At 63.9% G+C, this 15,610-nt stretch carries 17 protein-coding genes; 4 read left to right on the plus strand and 13 right to left on the minus strand.

Annotation, left to right across the window (positions count from 1 at the left end; genetic code table 11):
* Positions 1-44: 44 nt before the first annotated feature.
* The 6 genes from virB5 to AC3A6B_RS09535 all read right to left on the minus strand — a co-directional run bounded on the left by virB5 (position 45) and on the right by AC3A6B_RS09535 (position 4,853).
* Positions 45-779: a P-type DNA transfer protein VirB5 gene (virB5, locus tag AC3A6B_RS09510; protein ID WP_487836478.1), complete on the minus strand. Its 735-nt coding sequence runs from the start codon at positions 777-779 to the stop codon at positions 45-47.
* Entirely contained in the window at positions 772-3,282 is a 2,511-nt protein-coding gene (locus AC3A6B_RS09515; protein ID WP_487836479.1) for a VirB4 family type IV secretion/conjugal transfer ATPase, read from the minus strand. Before AC3A6B_RS09515 ends, virB5 begins: the two co-directional genes overlap by 8 nt.
* A gap of 13 nt (positions 3,283-3,295) precedes the next feature.
* On the minus strand, positions 3,296-3,661 hold the full coding sequence (locus AC3A6B_RS09520) for a VirB3 family type IV secretion system protein (RefSeq protein WP_487836480.1): 366 nt from the start codon (positions 3,659-3,661) through the stop codon (positions 3,296-3,298).
* Positions 3,662-3,680: 19 nt separating this feature from the next.
* On the minus strand, positions 3,681-4,049 hold the full coding sequence (locus tag AC3A6B_RS09525) for a TrbC/VirB2 family protein (protein WP_487836481.1): 369 nt from the start codon (positions 4,047-4,049) through the stop codon (positions 3,681-3,683).
* Entirely contained in the window at positions 3,986-4,138 is a 153-nt protein-coding gene (locus AC3A6B_RS09530; RefSeq protein WP_487836710.1) for a hypothetical protein, read from the minus strand. Before AC3A6B_RS09530 ends, AC3A6B_RS09525 begins: the two co-directional genes overlap by 64 nt.
* Positions 4,139-4,256: 118 nt before the next feature.
* Positions 4,257-4,853, minus strand: a complete 597-nt coding sequence (locus AC3A6B_RS09535; RefSeq protein WP_487836482.1) for a hypothetical protein — start codon at positions 4,851-4,853, stop codon at positions 4,257-4,259.
* Positions 4,854-5,118: 265 nt separating this feature from the next.
* Between AC3A6B_RS09535 and AC3A6B_RS09540 the strand changes: the two genes are divergently transcribed.
* Both AC3A6B_RS09540 and AC3A6B_RS09545 read left to right on the plus strand, forming a co-directional pair.
* The gene (locus AC3A6B_RS09540) at positions 5,119-5,907 is read left to right on the plus strand and encodes a ParA family protein (protein WP_487836483.1); all 789 of its coding nucleotides are present in this window, start codon (positions 5,119-5,121) and stop codon (positions 5,905-5,907) included.
* Positions 5,904-6,812, plus strand: a complete 909-nt coding sequence (locus AC3A6B_RS09545; RefSeq protein WP_487836484.1) for a ParB/RepB/Spo0J family partition protein — start codon at positions 5,904-5,906, stop codon at positions 6,810-6,812. The genes AC3A6B_RS09540 and AC3A6B_RS09545 overlap by 4 nt, the downstream gene beginning before the upstream one ends.
* Positions 6,813-6,884: 72 nt before the next feature.
* Here the strand turns inward: AC3A6B_RS09545 and AC3A6B_RS09550 are convergent, their stop codons facing one another.
* The 6 genes from AC3A6B_RS09550 to AC3A6B_RS09575 form a co-directional block, all read right to left on the minus strand.
* A complete protein-coding gene (locus tag AC3A6B_RS09550) occupies positions 6,885-7,418 on the minus strand; it encodes an H-NS family nucleoid-associated regulatory protein (protein WP_487836485.1) in 534 nt (177 codons plus the stop codon).
* Positions 7,419-7,541: 123 nt separating this feature from the next.
* Positions 7,542-8,567, minus strand: a complete 1,026-nt coding sequence (locus tag AC3A6B_RS09555; RefSeq protein ID WP_487836486.1) for a tyrosine-type recombinase/integrase — start codon at positions 8,565-8,567, stop codon at positions 7,542-7,544.
* Between the two features lie 149 nt (positions 8,568-8,716).
* The gene (locus AC3A6B_RS09560) at positions 8,717-8,935 is read right to left on the minus strand and encodes a hypothetical protein (protein ID WP_487836487.1); all 219 of its coding nucleotides are present in this window, start codon (positions 8,933-8,935) and stop codon (positions 8,717-8,719) included.
* A 271-nt stretch (positions 8,936-9,206) separates the two neighbouring features.
* Positions 9,207-9,407: a hypothetical protein gene (locus tag AC3A6B_RS09565; protein ID WP_487836488.1), complete on the minus strand. Its 201-nt coding sequence runs from the start codon at positions 9,405-9,407 to the stop codon at positions 9,207-9,209.
* A gap of 129 nt (positions 9,408-9,536) precedes the next feature.
* Positions 9,537-10,169 (minus strand): hypothetical protein, encoded by a 633-nt coding sequence (locus AC3A6B_RS09570; protein WP_487836489.1) that lies wholly within the window; start codon positions 10,167-10,169, stop codon positions 9,537-9,539.
* A 356-nt stretch (positions 10,170-10,525) separates the two neighbouring features.
* On the minus strand, positions 10,526-11,623 hold the full coding sequence (locus AC3A6B_RS09575; RefSeq protein WP_487836490.1) for a serine hydrolase domain-containing protein: 1,098 nt from the start codon (positions 11,621-11,623) through the stop codon (positions 10,526-10,528).
* A gap of 212 nt (positions 11,624-11,835) precedes the next feature.
* Between AC3A6B_RS09575 and AC3A6B_RS09580 the strand changes: the two genes are divergently transcribed.
* Together AC3A6B_RS09580 and AC3A6B_RS09585 are read left to right on the plus strand one after the other, a co-directional pair.
* Complete coding sequence (locus AC3A6B_RS09580; RefSeq protein ID WP_487836491.1) at positions 11,836-12,741, plus strand: 2OG-Fe(II) oxygenase; 906 nt, start codon at positions 11,836-11,838, stop codon at positions 12,739-12,741.
* A gap of 115 nt (positions 12,742-12,856) precedes the next feature.
* Positions 12,857-13,249 (plus strand): hypothetical protein, encoded by a 393-nt coding sequence (locus tag AC3A6B_RS09585; RefSeq protein WP_487836492.1) that lies wholly within the window; start codon positions 12,857-12,859, stop codon positions 13,247-13,249.
* Between the two features lie 8 nt (positions 13,250-13,257).
* Here the strand turns inward: AC3A6B_RS09585 and AC3A6B_RS09590 are convergent, their stop codons facing one another.
* Positions 13,258-15,603, minus strand: coding sequence for a DUF6351 family protein (locus AC3A6B_RS09590; RefSeq protein ID WP_487836493.1), 2,346 nt, complete (start codon positions 15,601-15,603; stop codon positions 13,258-13,260).
* Positions 15,604-15,610: the final 7 nt, after the last annotated feature.

Consider the following 15,610-nt stretch of genomic DNA (forward strand, 5'->3'; position numbering starts at 1 on the left):
GACGATGACAACGACCAACAGAACGATTGCCTTGGACATGCTGACTACGGCGTGGGTGTAAAGCGCGTCCCAAAACCACCGTGTCCCGATACGACCTGTTCGCGCAGTCGTTGCTGTTGCGCGAGCTCATCTGCCTTGGCAATTTGGTAGAGGCTTTGCAGCTTGGTCTGCTCATTGGCGAGCATGGCCTGCTCCGACTGAATTCGAGCTTGAAGGTCTTGGATGGCCTTCGGGTCCTGTGCTGTGCCAATCCGATCTATAAGCTGCTGCAGAGCAGCGAACCGTTGGCTGGTGTTCTGGTATGCACTCTGCGTCATCGCGTTCAGCATGGCCGAAGCCTGCCGACCTTGCTCGACCACCTGCCGCGTCTCTGGACTCAATGCCTCCATCTGGGTGGCAGAGAGAATGGCGTTGGCCTTCATGATCGCTTGCACCTGATTCGCGAGCCCCGAGTAGTTCGCGGAGGAGCCGTTGACGGTTCTCATCAATTCGTCGTAGCTCGGCGGCAGGTAGTTGCGCGCGAGCTCCGAGGTCGGCAGCACGTGCTCCATGCCCCGGGTGCCGGTCATCGAGTTGTAGGTCTGCTGCAGCTGGTCCCTGGACTGCTTGAGCTGGTCGTACTGCTTCTGCATCGCGGACAGCTGCTGTTGCCACGCCATGAGCTGCTGCATCAGGTTGGCAATGGCGGCAAAGTCGATCACCGGAATGCCTGCGCGGGCGTGAAACGGTGCCAGTGACGCTGCGGCCGCGATCAGGACGCCGATCAGTTGCTTACGCATGGGAGATCTCCTTGGATGAGGCGAGGGCGGTGGACCGATGGCCGGCCAGCGCCGCGCGGAAGTGCGGCAGCCACTGGTCGGGCTGCGGCCCGTGCCGCTCGATGAGCTGTCGCATGAGACGCACGTTGCCCGTTCGGCCTGATATGACGTGCAGCGCGTCGTCGAAGCCATGCAGGTCAAGCTGCGCGACGACGCTCACGTGGTTCTGCTTGATCAGGAACTGCCGAGAGCCGGGTTCGAGCTCCTGCTTGATCAGGGCGAACTCCCGATCCGTCAGGTTGAAGCCTTCGGTGTACTCCTGGTAGTCGGCCTCGGGGTTCGGAAACAGGATCTTGGTGGGTGTCTGCTCGACGATCGCACGCGCAATGCTGGAATCGAGCACGTGGCTCGTGCTCTGAGTGAAAGTCGCGATGCTCGCGTTCTTCTTGCGCCAGGTCTCCAGCCCATTCTTCGCGAATCTGGCGAACGCCGGGTCGTTGAGCAGCTTGGCGAACTCGTCCATCCAGCACACCAACGGGCGGCCATCCACCATGCGGTTGACGAGGTGGAACAGGTACATCGTCAGCGGTGCGCGAACCACTTCGTTGTCGAGGAAGTCCGTGACATCGAAGCCGACGAGCGTGTGGCGGGCCAGCATCGGCGCCACCTCGTCATAGTCGTTGTCGAAGACCCAGGCGTAGTCGCCATGCTCGGTGGCGCACCACTTGCACAGGCGTGCGTGCATGCCCTCCGGATCCGTGATGTCCAGGAAGGATGCGAGGCGCGACAGCCGGCGGAAGACCGGGTCTAGTCGCAGCGTGCCGCGCAGCGCCTGGTCGAGGTCCTCTTCCTGGCGGACGGTCAGCACATCGTTGGGGGCGCGCACCACCAGGCGGCGCAGCCAGTGCCGCATGAACTCCACGTTGTCGGCGATCGAGTCGTCAAGCTGCAGCGGATTGCAGCCTGTCGGCACGCCGTTCTTGAGCGGCAGGTACTGGCCGCCGAGCGCGCGAACCAGGATGTGCAGCCCTTCGTCTTTGTCGAAGATCACCTGCGTCGCATCCAGCCGGTTGCAGATGGCCACCATGCAGAAGCCGAGCAGGGTGGTCTTGCCGGTGCCAACCGGACCGACGCCCGTGATATGCCCCACATCCCGCCGGCTGCCGCCGTCGCCGCGCCGTGGATCGCTCGCGTGCAGCGAGAAGTAGTAGGGCGACCCGGCGCGGGTGACGAACATGGTCAGCGCATCGCCCCAGTAGTTCCCGGTGGCCCGTCCCGTCGGGAAGTTGTGGAACGGCGACATCGCCGCGAAATTGCGGCTGGTGATCGGCGCCTTGCGCGTGCGGTACGCGAAATTGCCCGGCAGCTGGGCCCAGAACGCGGGTTCGAGCGCGAGATCCTCGCGTGCCACCACCATGCCGGTGTCGCCGAGCAGGTAGCGAGCGCGAGCCACGTTGTCGTTGAGCTGCTTGAGGCGCGGCCGGATCTCGGCCGCGCTGGCGCCGTCGAAGGTGTCGGCCAGGACGTGTAGCGAGAAGTGGTGGTCTCCGATCACGAACCGGTTACTCATCAAGTCGTCGAGCGCGTCCTTCAGCTCTTCCGCCTGGGAAACCGCCATGTCGCCCGCGGCGGCCATCCGGTTGTGCTGGCGGCTCATCAAGTCGGCGGCCGTGCCCTTGCCGAGGAAGCTGAAGCTCTGCGTCATGACGAAGGGGAAGGGCGCCGTGAGCAGCGAACTGAACATGCCTGGGGCTGTCGGTGTGGGGTACTCCTTGATGCCCAGGAAGGCGCCGATGCGCGTCTGCGTTCCGGTGCGGTACTCCATCGCCTCGTTGCCGAAGAACGGCCGGGTCGTGGCCAGCACCTCGTTCAGCGGCGCCCGCGGCAGCGGCATGCGCTGCCATTCCCCGTTGATCAGCAGCCCCTGAAATTCCAACAGGGACGAGAAGAGCACGTTCGAGCTCTCCAGCCGGTAGACGCCCAGCGCCTGCGGGTCGTAGCGCTCCAGGGCGGCGAGGAGCTCCTGGCGCTTCTTGGTGCACTCGTCGAGCGAGTCGTGGAGCTCGGTGCGCTCACCCTCCGGATCGGTCTTCTTCAGGATGCGCAGCGCTGCATGGCCGATGCGGCCCGGCTGCGGCCGGAAGACCAGCGACAGGTATAACTCGTTGACCATCAGGCGCTCGCCGGCCATCTTGCGGCGGTAGCGCTGCTCGACTTCGTTAGCGAAGCCCGGCACGGTGCGGCCGACCGGATAGCCAGTCTCGCGCCGGCGGATCACGTGTGTCCACAGTGCGAGGTTGGGCGAAGCGATGTTGCGCCAGAGAACATTCAGGCGTTCGTGCCACCCGTTGATGTCCTCGTCGTCGGCGCTCTCGAAGCTGGCGCCGGAAAGGCGCAGGGTCTGGACGTAGTCGCCCGCGCGGGTCCTGGCAACATGCTCGTCCGCGTGCGCCAGCAGCGGAATCATGGTTGCCGCGCCGACCTCGCGTCGCAGCGTGCGTTCCCGGCGGAGCGTCAACGGCATCGCGCGCTCCCCGTCATAGGACGACCCGATCCGGCACCTGGCGCCGCCGGCCGTTCAGGTACGGCAGGTCGAGCGCCAGCGGGCTGTAGGAGTTGGCGCGCCAGTACCGGAGGTTTCCGGCGATGAGGGCGGGGAGCCGGGTGCGGCCCCAGAGCTGCAGCAGGTCGAAAAACCGCGGCTCGTAGAGGCAGACCAGGTAGAGGACGCCATGGATCGGCAGGAACGCCAACAGCCAGGCGAGGTTCTTCGTCACGATGAAGGACTCGGTCGTGATCACGACGTTGAACATCATGGCCGAGTAGGTGACGCCCCAGACTATCGACGGCCGGGTCATCCCCACGAACAGGGTGTCGCCGACGATGCCTTGGTTGCGGTTCATGGCGGCCGTTCCTTCAGGCTCAGACCCCGAACATGCCGCGGATCCAGGAGACGATCTGCGGACCGCCGAAGACCAGCACGGTGCCGAGCACCACGCCCACCATCCACCACCAGCTGATGCGGCCGAACCAGGCCATCACACCGGACACCATGACCGCCACTGCGGCCAAGGGCGTCAGGATGGCCACCAGCTGGGTCTGGGTCGCTGCCGCGCCGGTGGCGAAGGGACTGCCAGCCGAGGCGAGCGCCGGCAGCAGCGCGGCCCATGTGGCCAGCCATGCGAACCATGCATTCCGTACGTGCGCTGGACGCCGATGCCATGCGCTCAGGTCGGAAGCTCGAGCCGGGTCACGGCGCGACCGGCTTCCAGCGTCTCGAATCGATAGCAACCCGGCGCGCACTCCACGACGATCAGCTCGACGACCGCTTTCTTGTGGAAAGGCTCGACGAGCTCCGGCAGTGAGAGCTCCTTCGACATCGGCGCCGGATCTAGCTGCAGCCTCGTGGGGCTGCACCGGCGGATCGATGCTATGGCTTGTCTGTTCTCGTGGAGACGGAGCCGGATCTTGCGGAAGAGGAGGACAGAGCATGGTGCATTACTCCAAGCCGCGGGTGCGATCGCGGGGCGCGTCGGTTGGGCTCGACGGCTTGGCGAAGGAAACTGGGCCAGGCTTGTCTTCGCGATTGGCTTTGCCGTAGACATCCCACCATGGCGTCGGCAGTCGAGATCTGGTCGGGCTTGACCCGGCAGGTGAAGCCAAACCCGCGCGGGCCAACACGACGACATTGGCTACAGCGGAAGACGGGCGCGCCGCGCCGATCTCGCGCTTGAGGCCTGCCACATCGGCCAATGCGCGGACACGCTGCTCCTCGGCTTCGCCGGCGCCTGCGAGATCGGAGGCGGCAAGCCGCTCGGTCTTTCGCCGTCCCAGCGCTTCGACCAAGGCCTCGGACTTCCTCAGCTCGTCGCGCAGGATGCGAAGGCGCTCATCGTCGCGCGAGGATTGTTCGGCTGCGCTCACAACCACGCGGCTCGACGACTCGGCAAGAGCAGGGCTGGGATGGGGAAGGCACGCGGAGATGCTCAGGCAGACCGCAGCCGAAAGCCTTCTCCAGCCGTTCAACTCAACACCGCGATGAAGATTTCGCACTTGCATGAGCGCAATGTCCAATTTCGTTCGATGGTTGAGCATGAAGGATCACATCCAGGTGATGTGACTACCAAAATCAGTAGTAGGCAGAGAGATTGAGCTGAAACTACGCTCCCAGCCATTGGGTCCGCGTTCGAGGCTCTGAGGTGAATCGCATCAGCCACCACACCCTTCCTGCGGAAGAATGGCTAGGGCGCCTAGAGCTGCTATTTGGTACGACCAAAGTGCCGTATCGCAGCAGAAGTCAAACGAGCGGTTCTCGAATATCCGACAAAGGGTTTAAGGCACTGATGCGCGGGATTGCTGCATGCAAGTTTGGGTCTTCAGCAACCAGAAAGGTGGGGTCGGAAAGTCGACGCTGAGCGTGCTATTCGCGCATTGGCTCGCGGAAATGAATGGCGCGCGGGTTGGCGTGATCGATCTCGACACGCAGTGCAATTGCTCGAAGTCCCTGCATCGCTTCGACAGCGGGATGGAGGCGTCAGCACTGTTTGAATCGCAGCCGGTCCGCGTCCCCGAGGTTGCCGCCTCAAGCATCGCGTTGTTCAGGGGCAGCAAGCGGCTTGCAGATCTCGAGCTGGCGAAGCCCGAGGCGGTCATCCCTCTGTTTCGCAAGCATGTCGCGCTCCTGGCCCAGGCGTTCGACTACGTGGTGATCGACACCCCGCCTGCCCTGGGTCTGCGCATGAGTGCTGCGCTGATCGCTGCGTCGCGCGTGGTGTGCCCGATCGAGCTCGAGGAATACAGCATCGATGGCGTCACCGACATGCTGAAAACAATCTTCGGCGTGCAGAAGCGCTACAACCCGCAACTGCAGCTCGCCGGGATCGTGGCCAACCGCTTCAATCCGCATTCGGTGCGGCAAAAGGCTGCGCTGCACGACTTGGTGCTGCACTACAGCGATTTCGTCCTGCCCGCCAAGATTTCCACGCGTTCTGCGATTCCCGAGGGTCTCGCCGCCGGGGTACCTGTCTGGCAAGTCGCCAAGAGCTCGGCGCGCGAAGCGAGCGCCGAGGTGCTGCAGGTGTTCGCGTTGCTCAAGCAGCGCATGGAGCCAACGGCCGCGACGGAAGTCATGGGGGAGGGCGCGTCATGAGAGCACTCGAGTCGCTGGATCTCAGCTGCCTGGCGCAGTTCAGGGCGAGCGATCTGCTAAACGGGACCGATGCACCGATCGCCGATGGCGTGCCCATGCAGGTGGTGTTGTCGCAGATCGACTTCGATCCATCGCAGCCGCGGCGTACGGTCGATGAAGAGACCATCGGGGAACTGGCCGAGTCTATTCAGGCGCACGGGGTGCTCGAGCCCGTGTCGCTGCGCCGGCATCCGGAGGCGGCGGGGCGCTACATCGTGAACCGGGGGGAGCGTCGCGTCCGCGCCGCCAGGCGCGCGGGACTGGAAACCGTGGCGGCCTTCCTGGACGATCGGGTCGATCCGTTCGCCCAGGCCGCAGAAAACCTCCATCGCGAAAACATGTCGCCGTTCGACTTGGCGCTCTTCATTGCCGAGCGCGAGAGGGAAGGGCATTCGCGCGCGGAGATTGCCCGCCGGCTCAACAAGCCTCGATCATTCATCACCGAAGCCGCTGGCCTGATCGACGCGCCCGCTGAGGTACGGGCCGCATTCGAGACAGGACGCGTGGGTAGCGATACCCGGGTGCTTTACCGGCTTGCTGCGGCGATCAAGAAACGGCCGGATCAGACCATTGCGTTGCTGGAGGCCAGCGCGGCCATCACGCGTCGCAATGTCGATGCGATTCTTGACCGGCCCCTAGCAGCTGAGGGTGGCATGGCAGCGACTGCGGCGCCCGCCCGGATGAACGACGTTCGTGCACACAGCGCCGGCCGCACGGTGCTGGTGGTGGAGCACGGTGGCCGCCGCGGGTCCTTGCGGCTCAAGGCGCACGACAACGATCTGGCAGAGATTCGCTTCGGCGACGGGTCTCGCGACTTCATCAGCCTGAAGGAGCTCCGGCTCGTTTGCTGGGCCACGGAGGAATGAACCATGGGCCACTCAAGATCGACTGTCGATGCTCCTTCGCTAGTCACCTAGTTCCAGCGCCCTCGCGGCGAGCTAACCCCTGAGGTCGTCCAGGCTCTTTCCGGCATCCAGTGCGGCTTTCAGCCATCTGGGCTTGGGTCCGAACCCGCTCCAGGAATTGCCAGCATCATCCCTGTAGATCTTCGACGCTGCGCGCTTCGCTTTCTTGCGAGCAGGGCGGGCAGCTGGCGCGGCAGTCTCGCCGGACGCCGGCGCGGCGGAGACGGGCTTCGACGTCTTGCGCGATTCCGCTCGGAATTCGTCGATGGAGCGACCCGCCGCCAGCGCGTCACGAAGCCAATACGGGCGAGGTCCCCGGCCTGACCAGACGTTGCCATTGCCGTCGCTGAACTTCACACCGGACTTGCCTGATGCTTTCGCGGCCTTCGTCGGCTGAGCAACTGTCTTGTTCGTGCCGAGTCCCAGTTGTGCAGCGGTCAGGCCGTAATGCGTAATCGCCACCTTGATGCGGTCGATGACGCCTTTGACCTCACTGTTGCGCAGCGCTTCTGCCTGTCGTTGAAGCTGTTCGATCTGCTTCTGGATCTGCTTGTACGTTTGCGCCATGGATGGTTCCATTGAATGAATAGAGTGCGGACTTTACTCCATCATCAATTGGAAGCAGCTTAAATCAATTCGAAAGTCAAGCAATCCCACTGGCTGAATCTCGCGTCAGACAGCGAATCAAGTCTAGACCACGTCTTCGGGACTGCTGACGACTCTGCGGTACTTCCCCATGGCCTCTGGCTCGACCCCAAGCCACCGTGCGACTTGATCGGGATCTGTCCCGCGGCGCAGCTGTCGCAATGCAAAGGTATGCCGCAATCGGAACGACCCACCGTCGCTGGAGTCCAGGCCCGCTTCCTCCAGCACCTGCCTGGCGGCCTTGTATTGCGATTCCTTGCTCCAGGGCTTGCCGCTGCGAGTCGACGGAAAAAGGAAACTTCCAAGAATGCGAGCTTCCGCGCGAACCTGCAGCCAGTGCTGCAGCAACTCGCCCGCCCACGCAGCAATGGGCGTTTCCCGCGCCGGCGAGTTGCCATTGCCCGGCACCGCCACTTTCCATGGCCGCTCCCGAACACGGCCACCGTGCGAGGTCGGTGCATCGATGGTCAGCACCCGGACGTCGCCCGGCGCCAGCCCGCCGCCCAACTGCAGCGCAACGGCCACCCGGTTGCGCAGCTCTTGCCAAGTGAAAGCCAGATGACTGTCGCGGCGTGAGCCCGACAAGCCGGGGCGAGGACGCGCATCCGACAGGAACGTGATCAGATGCCGCGCCTCGGCCACCGACAAGAACTCAGGCAAGGGATCGGCCTGCGCGGCTTCGGCGTATCGGATCTCCGGGTGCGCATCGATCCAGTCGCTCGCCGCCGTGTTTACGCGCTCGCCGCTCTCGGCGGCATGGTGACGCAGCACCCGGTCAATCAGGCGCAGCAGGCGAAGCGCGTGACGGGGGGTGAGCGACAGGTCGGCGCTTTTCATGCCGAAGCGCGCCGCCTGGAACGCCTCCAGGTCGCGGGCATCGAGCGACGCCAATGACACCGCAGGGGATTGCCCGAGGCACCAGGCCGTGAAGCTGCCCCACATGTCGCGGTAGACCTCGACGGACGATGGCTGGCGCAGGGATCCAATGGCGCGCTGGTCCTGCAGCCAGCGCTCGAACGCCAGGCGATGAACGGCGACTGGCGCTTCTTCGAAGAGGGAAAGAGAAGGCATTGAAATTACGCTAACGGCGAGCCCGTTTGATTGTGCCTAGGCTGAGATGGTTTTGCACTGGGTGGTGGGATTTGGTGGCTGTATCTGGGGTTTATTGAACGTGGATGCCGTTAGTGTATTTTTATGCTGCGAGAGTGGCCAGTTCCAGTTCACGGCCAGGGGCGAGACCCAGCAGTCAACGCGGCGCCGAGCTCGAGGCACCGCGCCAGGTCTTCGGCGTCGATGTTTGGGGCGTGCAATTCGCCTCCGGTTGTCTGCGAATGCGCACGAACGAAGAAAGCCGGCATCACGAACCTTGGCCGCGAGCCGGTGGCACGAATCTCGACTTCGATCGCTACAGCCCATTGGATTGGGAGCAGTGCTGCCATGCCGCGAACTTCGTGGGCGTCCATGGCTGGGACAAGGGGCAGGAGCTGCGCAGCGTCCGCTTCGCGCCCGTCACGCATTGCACGTCGCGCACAGACCTGACGGAGCACGGGGGAGCACCGCGCCGGCCGCGACGACGAACGGACAACACGGCAGCAACCAAACCAGCCGCTGGATGGCGGTTACCTTGCTCTGGCCAAGCTTCTATTGGTCCGACCGCGCGGACCGAGCAAGCATCGGTGACGGCGGGCCCTCCCGCGCGCGCCGCTGCCGCTACTGCGCCTCGATGCTCGCCACCTTCATCAACCTCTCGGTCAGCGCGATCTCCGCGCGCAGGCTCTGCGCAAGCTCCTCGGGGGTGCTCGGCACGACGGCCGCCCCGTTGGCTTCGAGCTTCTCGCGCACCTCGGGTGTCGCGAGGGCCTGGTCCAGCGCAACGCGCACCTTCTGCGCCGCGTCCACGTTGGTTGGCACGCGCCTGCTCGAAGGCGGTTTCGCGCTGCGGACGCCGCGCGCGATCGGCTGGCTTGGGGCTAGCGCCTGAAAGATCGTTTCGCAGGCCACGCACGCCCGCTCAGAGCCGACTGAACGGGGACATTTCCTTCATTGCGACGCGACCTTGATGCTGCCGCGGCTCTTCCGCAACCCGGCCAACCACGCCGCGAGAGCTGCTGCTACGAGACCTGCCATGGTCCAGCCGAAAAATCGTGATGCGAGCAGTTCGCCCTCCCGCGCCGCGCCCATGAAGAACAGAACGAATGCGAGGACGTGCACAAGAGTGCGCTCAACTCTCACCCAAGTAGCCTCAGACCGAACCAGCCATGCAATAGCGACATCCGCGAGCCACCAGAGCGCAAAAACTGTATCCAGTACCGGCGCGCTCACTCGAGGAGTCGTCATGATGCGATTCCAGTCGTTCCCAAAGATGACGACGACTGCCCAATAGAAGTGAACGCAGAAGGCCACCAGGGCTGCCGTCCAGAAGGCAAGCCAATACCGGGCAGCCAGCTCGGAACGCCGCCGAAACGGGAACAGGCACAAAGCTGGCGTGACCAGCAGCAAAGCCACCCATATCGTGAAGAACGTGCGATGCAGATCCAGACGCTGGCTCGCCAGAATGTCGGGTGCCTTTCCGGGTCCTGGCGCTAAGGAAAAGATGCTGACATCGCGACTCAGCCATGCAGCGACAAAGGCTGACGCCAGGCCGACGGCGAGCGCCAAGATCGCAAGAAGCATGGTCCTGCGGCGGGGTAAGGGGGTTTGGATACAGAGTTTCATCTACAGACGACCAGTAGCAGCACCCTTTGGTGTTGGGTCGCGAATGCTACGGTGAAGCTCGGGGAGCAACTGTCACTTTTCCGACGATTCGGAAGCGCGACCCCGCTCCAAATCCCTGGCTGCGCTGCAGCCACTGCAAGGGCGTCATCCAGGTCGAACCACTCACAGAGATGGGACAGCACTACGGACAGATCCATACCGCCCTCGAGCGCAAAGGCCAGTCCATCGCGATTTGCCGAGGGCGGGCGATACGCTTCCGCTGGCTGCACAGAGGCACCAACCTCGCGCGACGATTCATGGGCGGTCGGCCTCGCTCACCGCCTCACCACACGAAGCACGATGTCGTTGATGACCACGTCGACCTGACCCTGGCTCCCCGTGCCCTCCTGGTTGAAATCAGAGGCGACGACCACCACCAGGTTCAAGCTCGGACTGACGTAGATGCGTTGGCCGTCGGCAGCTCCTGCCATGTAAGGGGCCGGAAGCCGGGAAGAGGGCGCGATCCACCATGAATAGCCATATGCCCAGTGCATCGGCGGCCCGCCTGCGTTCTGCTTCCTCGTCGCCGCCTCGACATAGTGGGCCGGCATCAATTGCTTTCCATTCCAGAAGCCATGCTGAAGGTACAGCCGGCCGAGCTTTGCCATGTCCCGCGTCGTGAGTTGCAAGCCGGCGTAGCCGAGCTCGCTTCCGCCCGGCCGGTCGATTCGCCACAGATAGCGCTCGATCCGAAGTGGCCCGAAAAGCTGCTTCTGAGCGAACTGCGAAAGGCTTTCTCCGGTTGCGCTGACCAGCACTCTCGCCGCCAGGTGCGCCGTTGCCGGATTGAAGTTGAAGGTCCTGCCGGGGTCGCTGACCAAGGCCCGACGCAGCGCAAAGTCGACCGGGAACGCCCACCTTCCGACTTGTTTGATACTCGGGTCGTATCCGGCCGTCAGGGTCAGGACGTGCCCGAGGGTCATCGCACCGACCCGCGCATCGACCCCTTCGCCGAGAGCTTGCGGGAGAAAGTCAGCGATCGGTTGGTCGACACTCTTGATGAAGCCCTGCTGAAGTGCGATCCCTGCAAGCGTTGACACCACACTCATGGTGGCGGAGTGCATGTCGTGCAGCGTCAGTGGCCCCAGCCCGTCTCGGTGGTACTCGAAGGCAAGCTTGCCGTTGCGCACGATGACCACGCTGCGGACACCCCGTTGCTCCGACCTGAGCGCTCGGACGAGTTCGGTCAAGCGCTCGACATCGAGGCGCTGCTCCCTCGGAGACGCCAGCTCCCAACCGTCCCGGACGTCTTTGCGCGGTTGCGACTGAGCTGCGCCCAAGGCGAGCAACATGAGAACCGCACCGGCTACGCGTCGGAGCGACAACGGCGTCAGCCGCGATGTGCGGTCGCGGTGTCGCAATGCGATTGCCATGCCAGCCTCCCGGGTTCACGTTGATGGCCGCGCGTGCTCAGCAGCCAGGTCCAGTATTCTTCATTCTTGCCGCATGTGCGTACCCCAGGGCCACGGCAAGGAGGCCGGTTCCTTCGGCAAGCGGGTTCAGGCATTAGCCCTCGAACCTGAGACGGTCGCGGCTTACATCCGATTCGGACGCATCCGTTGATATTCGATCCCGGAGGTATGCCATGGCTGTTGTCATCCCGTTTCCGCTCGCGCAACTTCCCGCCGGTGCTTCGCCGGCCGCGCTTTTTCCGTGGCGGGGCGACTCCATCAGCATCCGCGGCGTGCGCCTGCCGCGTGCCGAACTCGTCGACCGCTCGCTCTTCGCGCCCGATCAGCGGCAACGCCTGCACCAGAAGTTGCTGGCCGCCTCGCCGTTTCCGCACCTGGTTCTCGAGAACATCTTCCACCCGACCCTGCTGGAGCTGGTGGCCGAAGAGTTCGACATGCTTCCCAGCGACGACTGGGCCGACATCAGGACCGAGTACGAATCGACGCGCCGCTCGGTGCTCGGCGTGGCGCTGGGCCCGGCCTCGCAGCTGTACTTCGACATCATCCATTCCGGCTGGTTCATCAACTGGCTGTCGTCGCTCAGCGGCGTCGACTACCTGCTGCCCGATCCCAAGCTGTTCGGCGGCGGGCTGCACGAAAGCAGGACCGGCGCAACCTTCGCCGTGCACCGCGACTTCAATCGCCACCGGCATCTCGGGCTGAAGAACGAGATGGCCTTCATCACCTACCTCAACAAGGGATGGGACCCGGCCTGGGGTTCCGGGCTCGAACTCTGGGACAAGAAGCAGGACCGCTGCGTGATCACCGTGCAGCCAGAATTCGGCCGCACCATCCTGCTGCCGCGCGGCCCCGCGAGCTATCACGGCCACACCATGCCGCTGCAGGCGCCGGACGGCCGGCCGCGCCGCTCGGTCGCCGCCTACTACTACACCAGCCCGCTCGCCGGCAAGCAGCACGGGGACGAATCGGCCTCGGTCTTCATGAAGACGCGCCGAGTCGACCGCGCCAAGGCACTGGCCCGCATGCTGACGCCGCCTGTGGTCTGGCCGCTGGCGCGAAAGGTGGGCGGGCGCGTCTGAGGAGCTGGCCCGGCGCTGCCCGCAAGATGGGGAGATTAAGTCTTTCGACTGCGGGACTTCCCCGAGTGTGCGACAGTCCTACGCCAACGCTGGCAACTCCAGACACCCTCAGCCGGTGACGCTGCAGCAAGATGGAGCCATGAGACATCCGTGGTCGTGGTTTATGGCCGAGGTGATCGTGATCATTGTGCTGACGCCGGTGGTCACGATGGTGGTCTTGGCCATGGACCGGATCTACGCTGTGCTGGCGCTGCTGTCGCTGCCGTTCCTGTTGGCCTACGAACTGATGCAGCGCAAGGCCGAAGAAGCCGCCTTGGCCGAGCGCGAACTGGATCTGCTGCAGCTGGACCACCCAGACGTTCCACGACACATGCTGGAGCAAGCGAGGCGGGAAACGCTCATGCAGCGGCGCGAACATGAAGTCGACGTGCGGCCGTTGGAACGCGCTGAGACAGCGCAGATGCGGGTCGACACTGCAGGGCAACGCGCGCCAGACTTGTCGTGCTGATGCGCTGGTCAGAAGGCCACTGAGTCCGGCTCGGGACCGATCGGCACTCCACTCGGTCCAGCGTTGAAGTTGGTGAACTGCCAATCAGAGGTCTGGCCGACGCCCGGCTTGGACCAGTCGCAAACGCCGAGCGGCAAGACCGCTGCCAGTCTGGCCTGTTGCGCCGGCGAGAACACGGTGGCGCCGTAGGCAGGGTCAGCAAAGCTCAGGGGCTTGAGCTGACATTGATAGATGTCCTCGGACACGGGGCCGCCCGCAACCTGGCGCGGCGAAAGCGTGGGCCTCAACGGGCAAGCCGGGTCGTTCAACGCAAGCTCTGCCGCAAGCTCCGCATCGGTGCCACCCGGTGTTGCAAAACAGCCATCCTTGACATCGGCAGGCTTGCTGGCAAGAACCTTTGTCTCGAGCGACGCGGGGCTCTTGTCCGCCTCGATAGAGGCGAGCCAGCGATCCATCATCCTGAACGATTGAGCTGCAAGTGCCGCCCCGCCGAAACCGCTGCTGCCCCGAAGGATGTGGTTGCCGTGACCGCCGTTTGCCTGATCCAGACGCGCCCGTGCCTGGTAGCTGCGCCACGTCATGTGGATGTCCGCTCCGAGTTCAGGGCGAAGGTCGATGATTGGAACCTTGGCAAGATTCCTTGCATTGCTGTGCAGGCCACTGCGATAGATCTGCGCAAAGACATCAGGCGATGATCCGAATCGAGCGGCGGGAACTGTCGGCGCGGTGACCGCGCCTGCGGTCCATGCCATGTCGGCGGTGAAGGCACCAATGCCTTCATTCAATTGAACAAACTCTTCCGCGGTGATGGCGCCCTCTCGGAGTGCTTTGAGCCCGTATTGAACGCCGGTATTGTCGTAGGGAAGTTTCGGTTTGATGCTGCCGTCGATATCCGTAACCGTACCAAAGATCGCGATCATCATGTCGTGGATAGAGCAGCGAACACCGTTGGGGCGCGTTCCGGGCACATATACCAGAGATGCCGGAAAGCCGACCCCGCAGTTCGCTGGAAGAGTCGGGTTCTGCGGGTTTATGAACGAGTTGTTCCAGGTCTTGCAGTAGGTCGACGGATGTCCATTGATGGCGGCACGCGCAGCATCCACCAGAGCGCTGCCGCTCGGAGTCTGGTAGTAGCGCTCCAGCAGTCCGCAGTCTCTGGTCTCGATCCAGGTAGACACTGCGTCCGGATAGCTCACTCCTGTTTGAATCCCTTGAAGCAGCCCGGGCATCACGGAGGCGATGACCGTCTGCATCATCGATCCGCCGGAGCCGCCGTCAGACATCGTGTACCGGATCTCGCCATAGGTGTCGATGATGTGCTCCTTCACCATCATCATGTTCTCTGCCGCCAACAGTTCGTTGTTGTTGTCGTTGTGATTCGTGAGCTGGGCACTCGCGACCATGAAACCCGCTGCGAGCGCGTTTTCATCCCATACGAATCCGCCGAACGGGCTCAGCGATGCGTCTTGCTGGAATCGATTGCCGGATGCCGATGCCCCGAACTTCCAGTGAAGCTTGCCGTTCCAGCCCGCCTGCGGAGCCCAGGGCTCCCAGGGTTGGGCGGGATCGAAGTACGCGAGCACGGAGTAGGTGCCGCGGCCGTAGGTTCCTTTCTCGAGCCGCAGCAGCCGCTTCGCGACAACGCCGCGATCATTTGTGAAGTCGGCGATCTCCGCATTGGAAGGCCGCGCGGCGGCCTGGTATTCGACGAAGCAGGGATTGGCTCCCGAAATCGTCAGTGTGCAGCCGGAGCCCTGCTTCGCCACGGGTTGGTAGTAGTAGATGAACTTGGCCGGGGCGTTGCATTGCTCATCTGTGGGGTCCGAATCGAGCCCGTTGACTCGCGTGGGGACGCTGTCGGAGAGACCTGTGCCTTCGACGGCAAGCGTCACTGCCTTGCCATCCTTCGTGCCGCAGATCCACGGCTTGACCTGCGGGCCGGCGAATATCGGCCCGCCACGGGGATGGTTGGTGAGCGAAAGCCTTGCCCCCTTGCCGCTTGCACCCGTGGCGGTAACGGTGTTGCTGCCGTTCTTCAGCCCGGTCAGCACCCCCAACATTCTGCCGTTCGAACGGATGGCGAACTTCGATGTCACGTCTGCGCCGTTGAGGTCGACCTTGATGCCCGCGGCACTCGAACCGGCGGGCACAACCACCTCAACATAGGCGTCGCCGTCGCTGACGAGGTCGGCGCGATTCGAAAGCGTCTTGACGGCGGACGGAACGGCTGTCGATGCCGCCGGCGGGTTCACCGGCGGAAAAAAGCCCCCCGAGCCGCCTCCGCCGCAACCGCCCAGCAGCGCGGCTGCCGCAGCCAGCGCTGTTGTCCATCCAGTAAGAATATTGCGTTTCATCAGCGTC

It is taken from the genome of Variovorax sp. Soil_C_33, from assembly GCF_057656935.1.

Coding starts and splice junctions, on each gene's coding strand:
- AC3A6B_RS09530 (WP_487836710.1), bottom strand. CDS start 4,138: ATGTCGAAGGAGCTCTCACTGCCGGAGCTCGTCGAGCCTTTCCACAAG.
- AC3A6B_RS09545 (WP_487836484.1), top strand. CDS start 5,904: ATGAGAGCACTCGAGTCGCTGGATCTCAGCTGCCTGGCGCAGTTCAGG.
- AC3A6B_RS09590 (WP_487836493.1), bottom strand. CDS start 15,603: ATGAAACGCAATATTCTTACTGGATGGACAACAGCGCTGGCTGCGGCA.
- AC3A6B_RS09570 (WP_487836489.1), bottom strand. CDS start 10,169: ATGCTTCTTGCGATCTTGGCGCTCGCCGTCGGCCTGGCGTCAGCCTTT.
- AC3A6B_RS09515 (WP_487836479.1), bottom strand. CDS start 3,282: ATGCCGTTGACGCTCCGCCGGGAACGCACGCTGCGACGCGAGGTCGGC.
- AC3A6B_RS09580 (WP_487836491.1), top strand. CDS start 11,836: ATGGCTGTTGTCATCCCGTTTCCGCTCGCGCAACTTCCCGCCGGTGCT.
- AC3A6B_RS09540 (WP_487836483.1), top strand. CDS start 5,119: ATGCAAGTTTGGGTCTTCAGCAACCAGAAAGGTGGGGTCGGAAAGTCG.
- AC3A6B_RS09550 (WP_487836485.1), bottom strand. CDS start 7,418: ATGGCGCAAACGTACAAGCAGATCCAGAAGCAGATCGAACAGCTTCAA.
- AC3A6B_RS09535 (WP_487836482.1), bottom strand. CDS start 4,853: ATGCTCAACCATCGAACGAAATTGGACATTGCGCTCATGCAAGTGCGA.
- AC3A6B_RS09575 (WP_487836490.1), bottom strand. CDS start 11,623: ATGGCAATCGCATTGCGACACCGCGACCGCACATCGCGGCTGACGCCG.
- AC3A6B_RS09560 (WP_487836487.1), bottom strand. CDS start 8,935: ATGGCAGCACTGCTCCCAATCCAATGGGCTGTAGCGATCGAAGTCGAG.
- AC3A6B_RS09520 (WP_487836480.1), bottom strand. CDS start 3,661: ATGAACCGCAACCAAGGCATCGTCGGCGACACCCTGTTCGTGGGGATG.
- virB5 (WP_487836478.1), bottom strand. CDS start 779: ATGCGTAAGCAACTGATCGGCGTCCTGATCGCGGCCGCAGCGTCACTG.
- AC3A6B_RS09555 (WP_487836486.1), bottom strand. CDS start 8,567: ATGCCTTCTCTTTCCCTCTTCGAAGAAGCGCCAGTCGCCGTTCATCGC.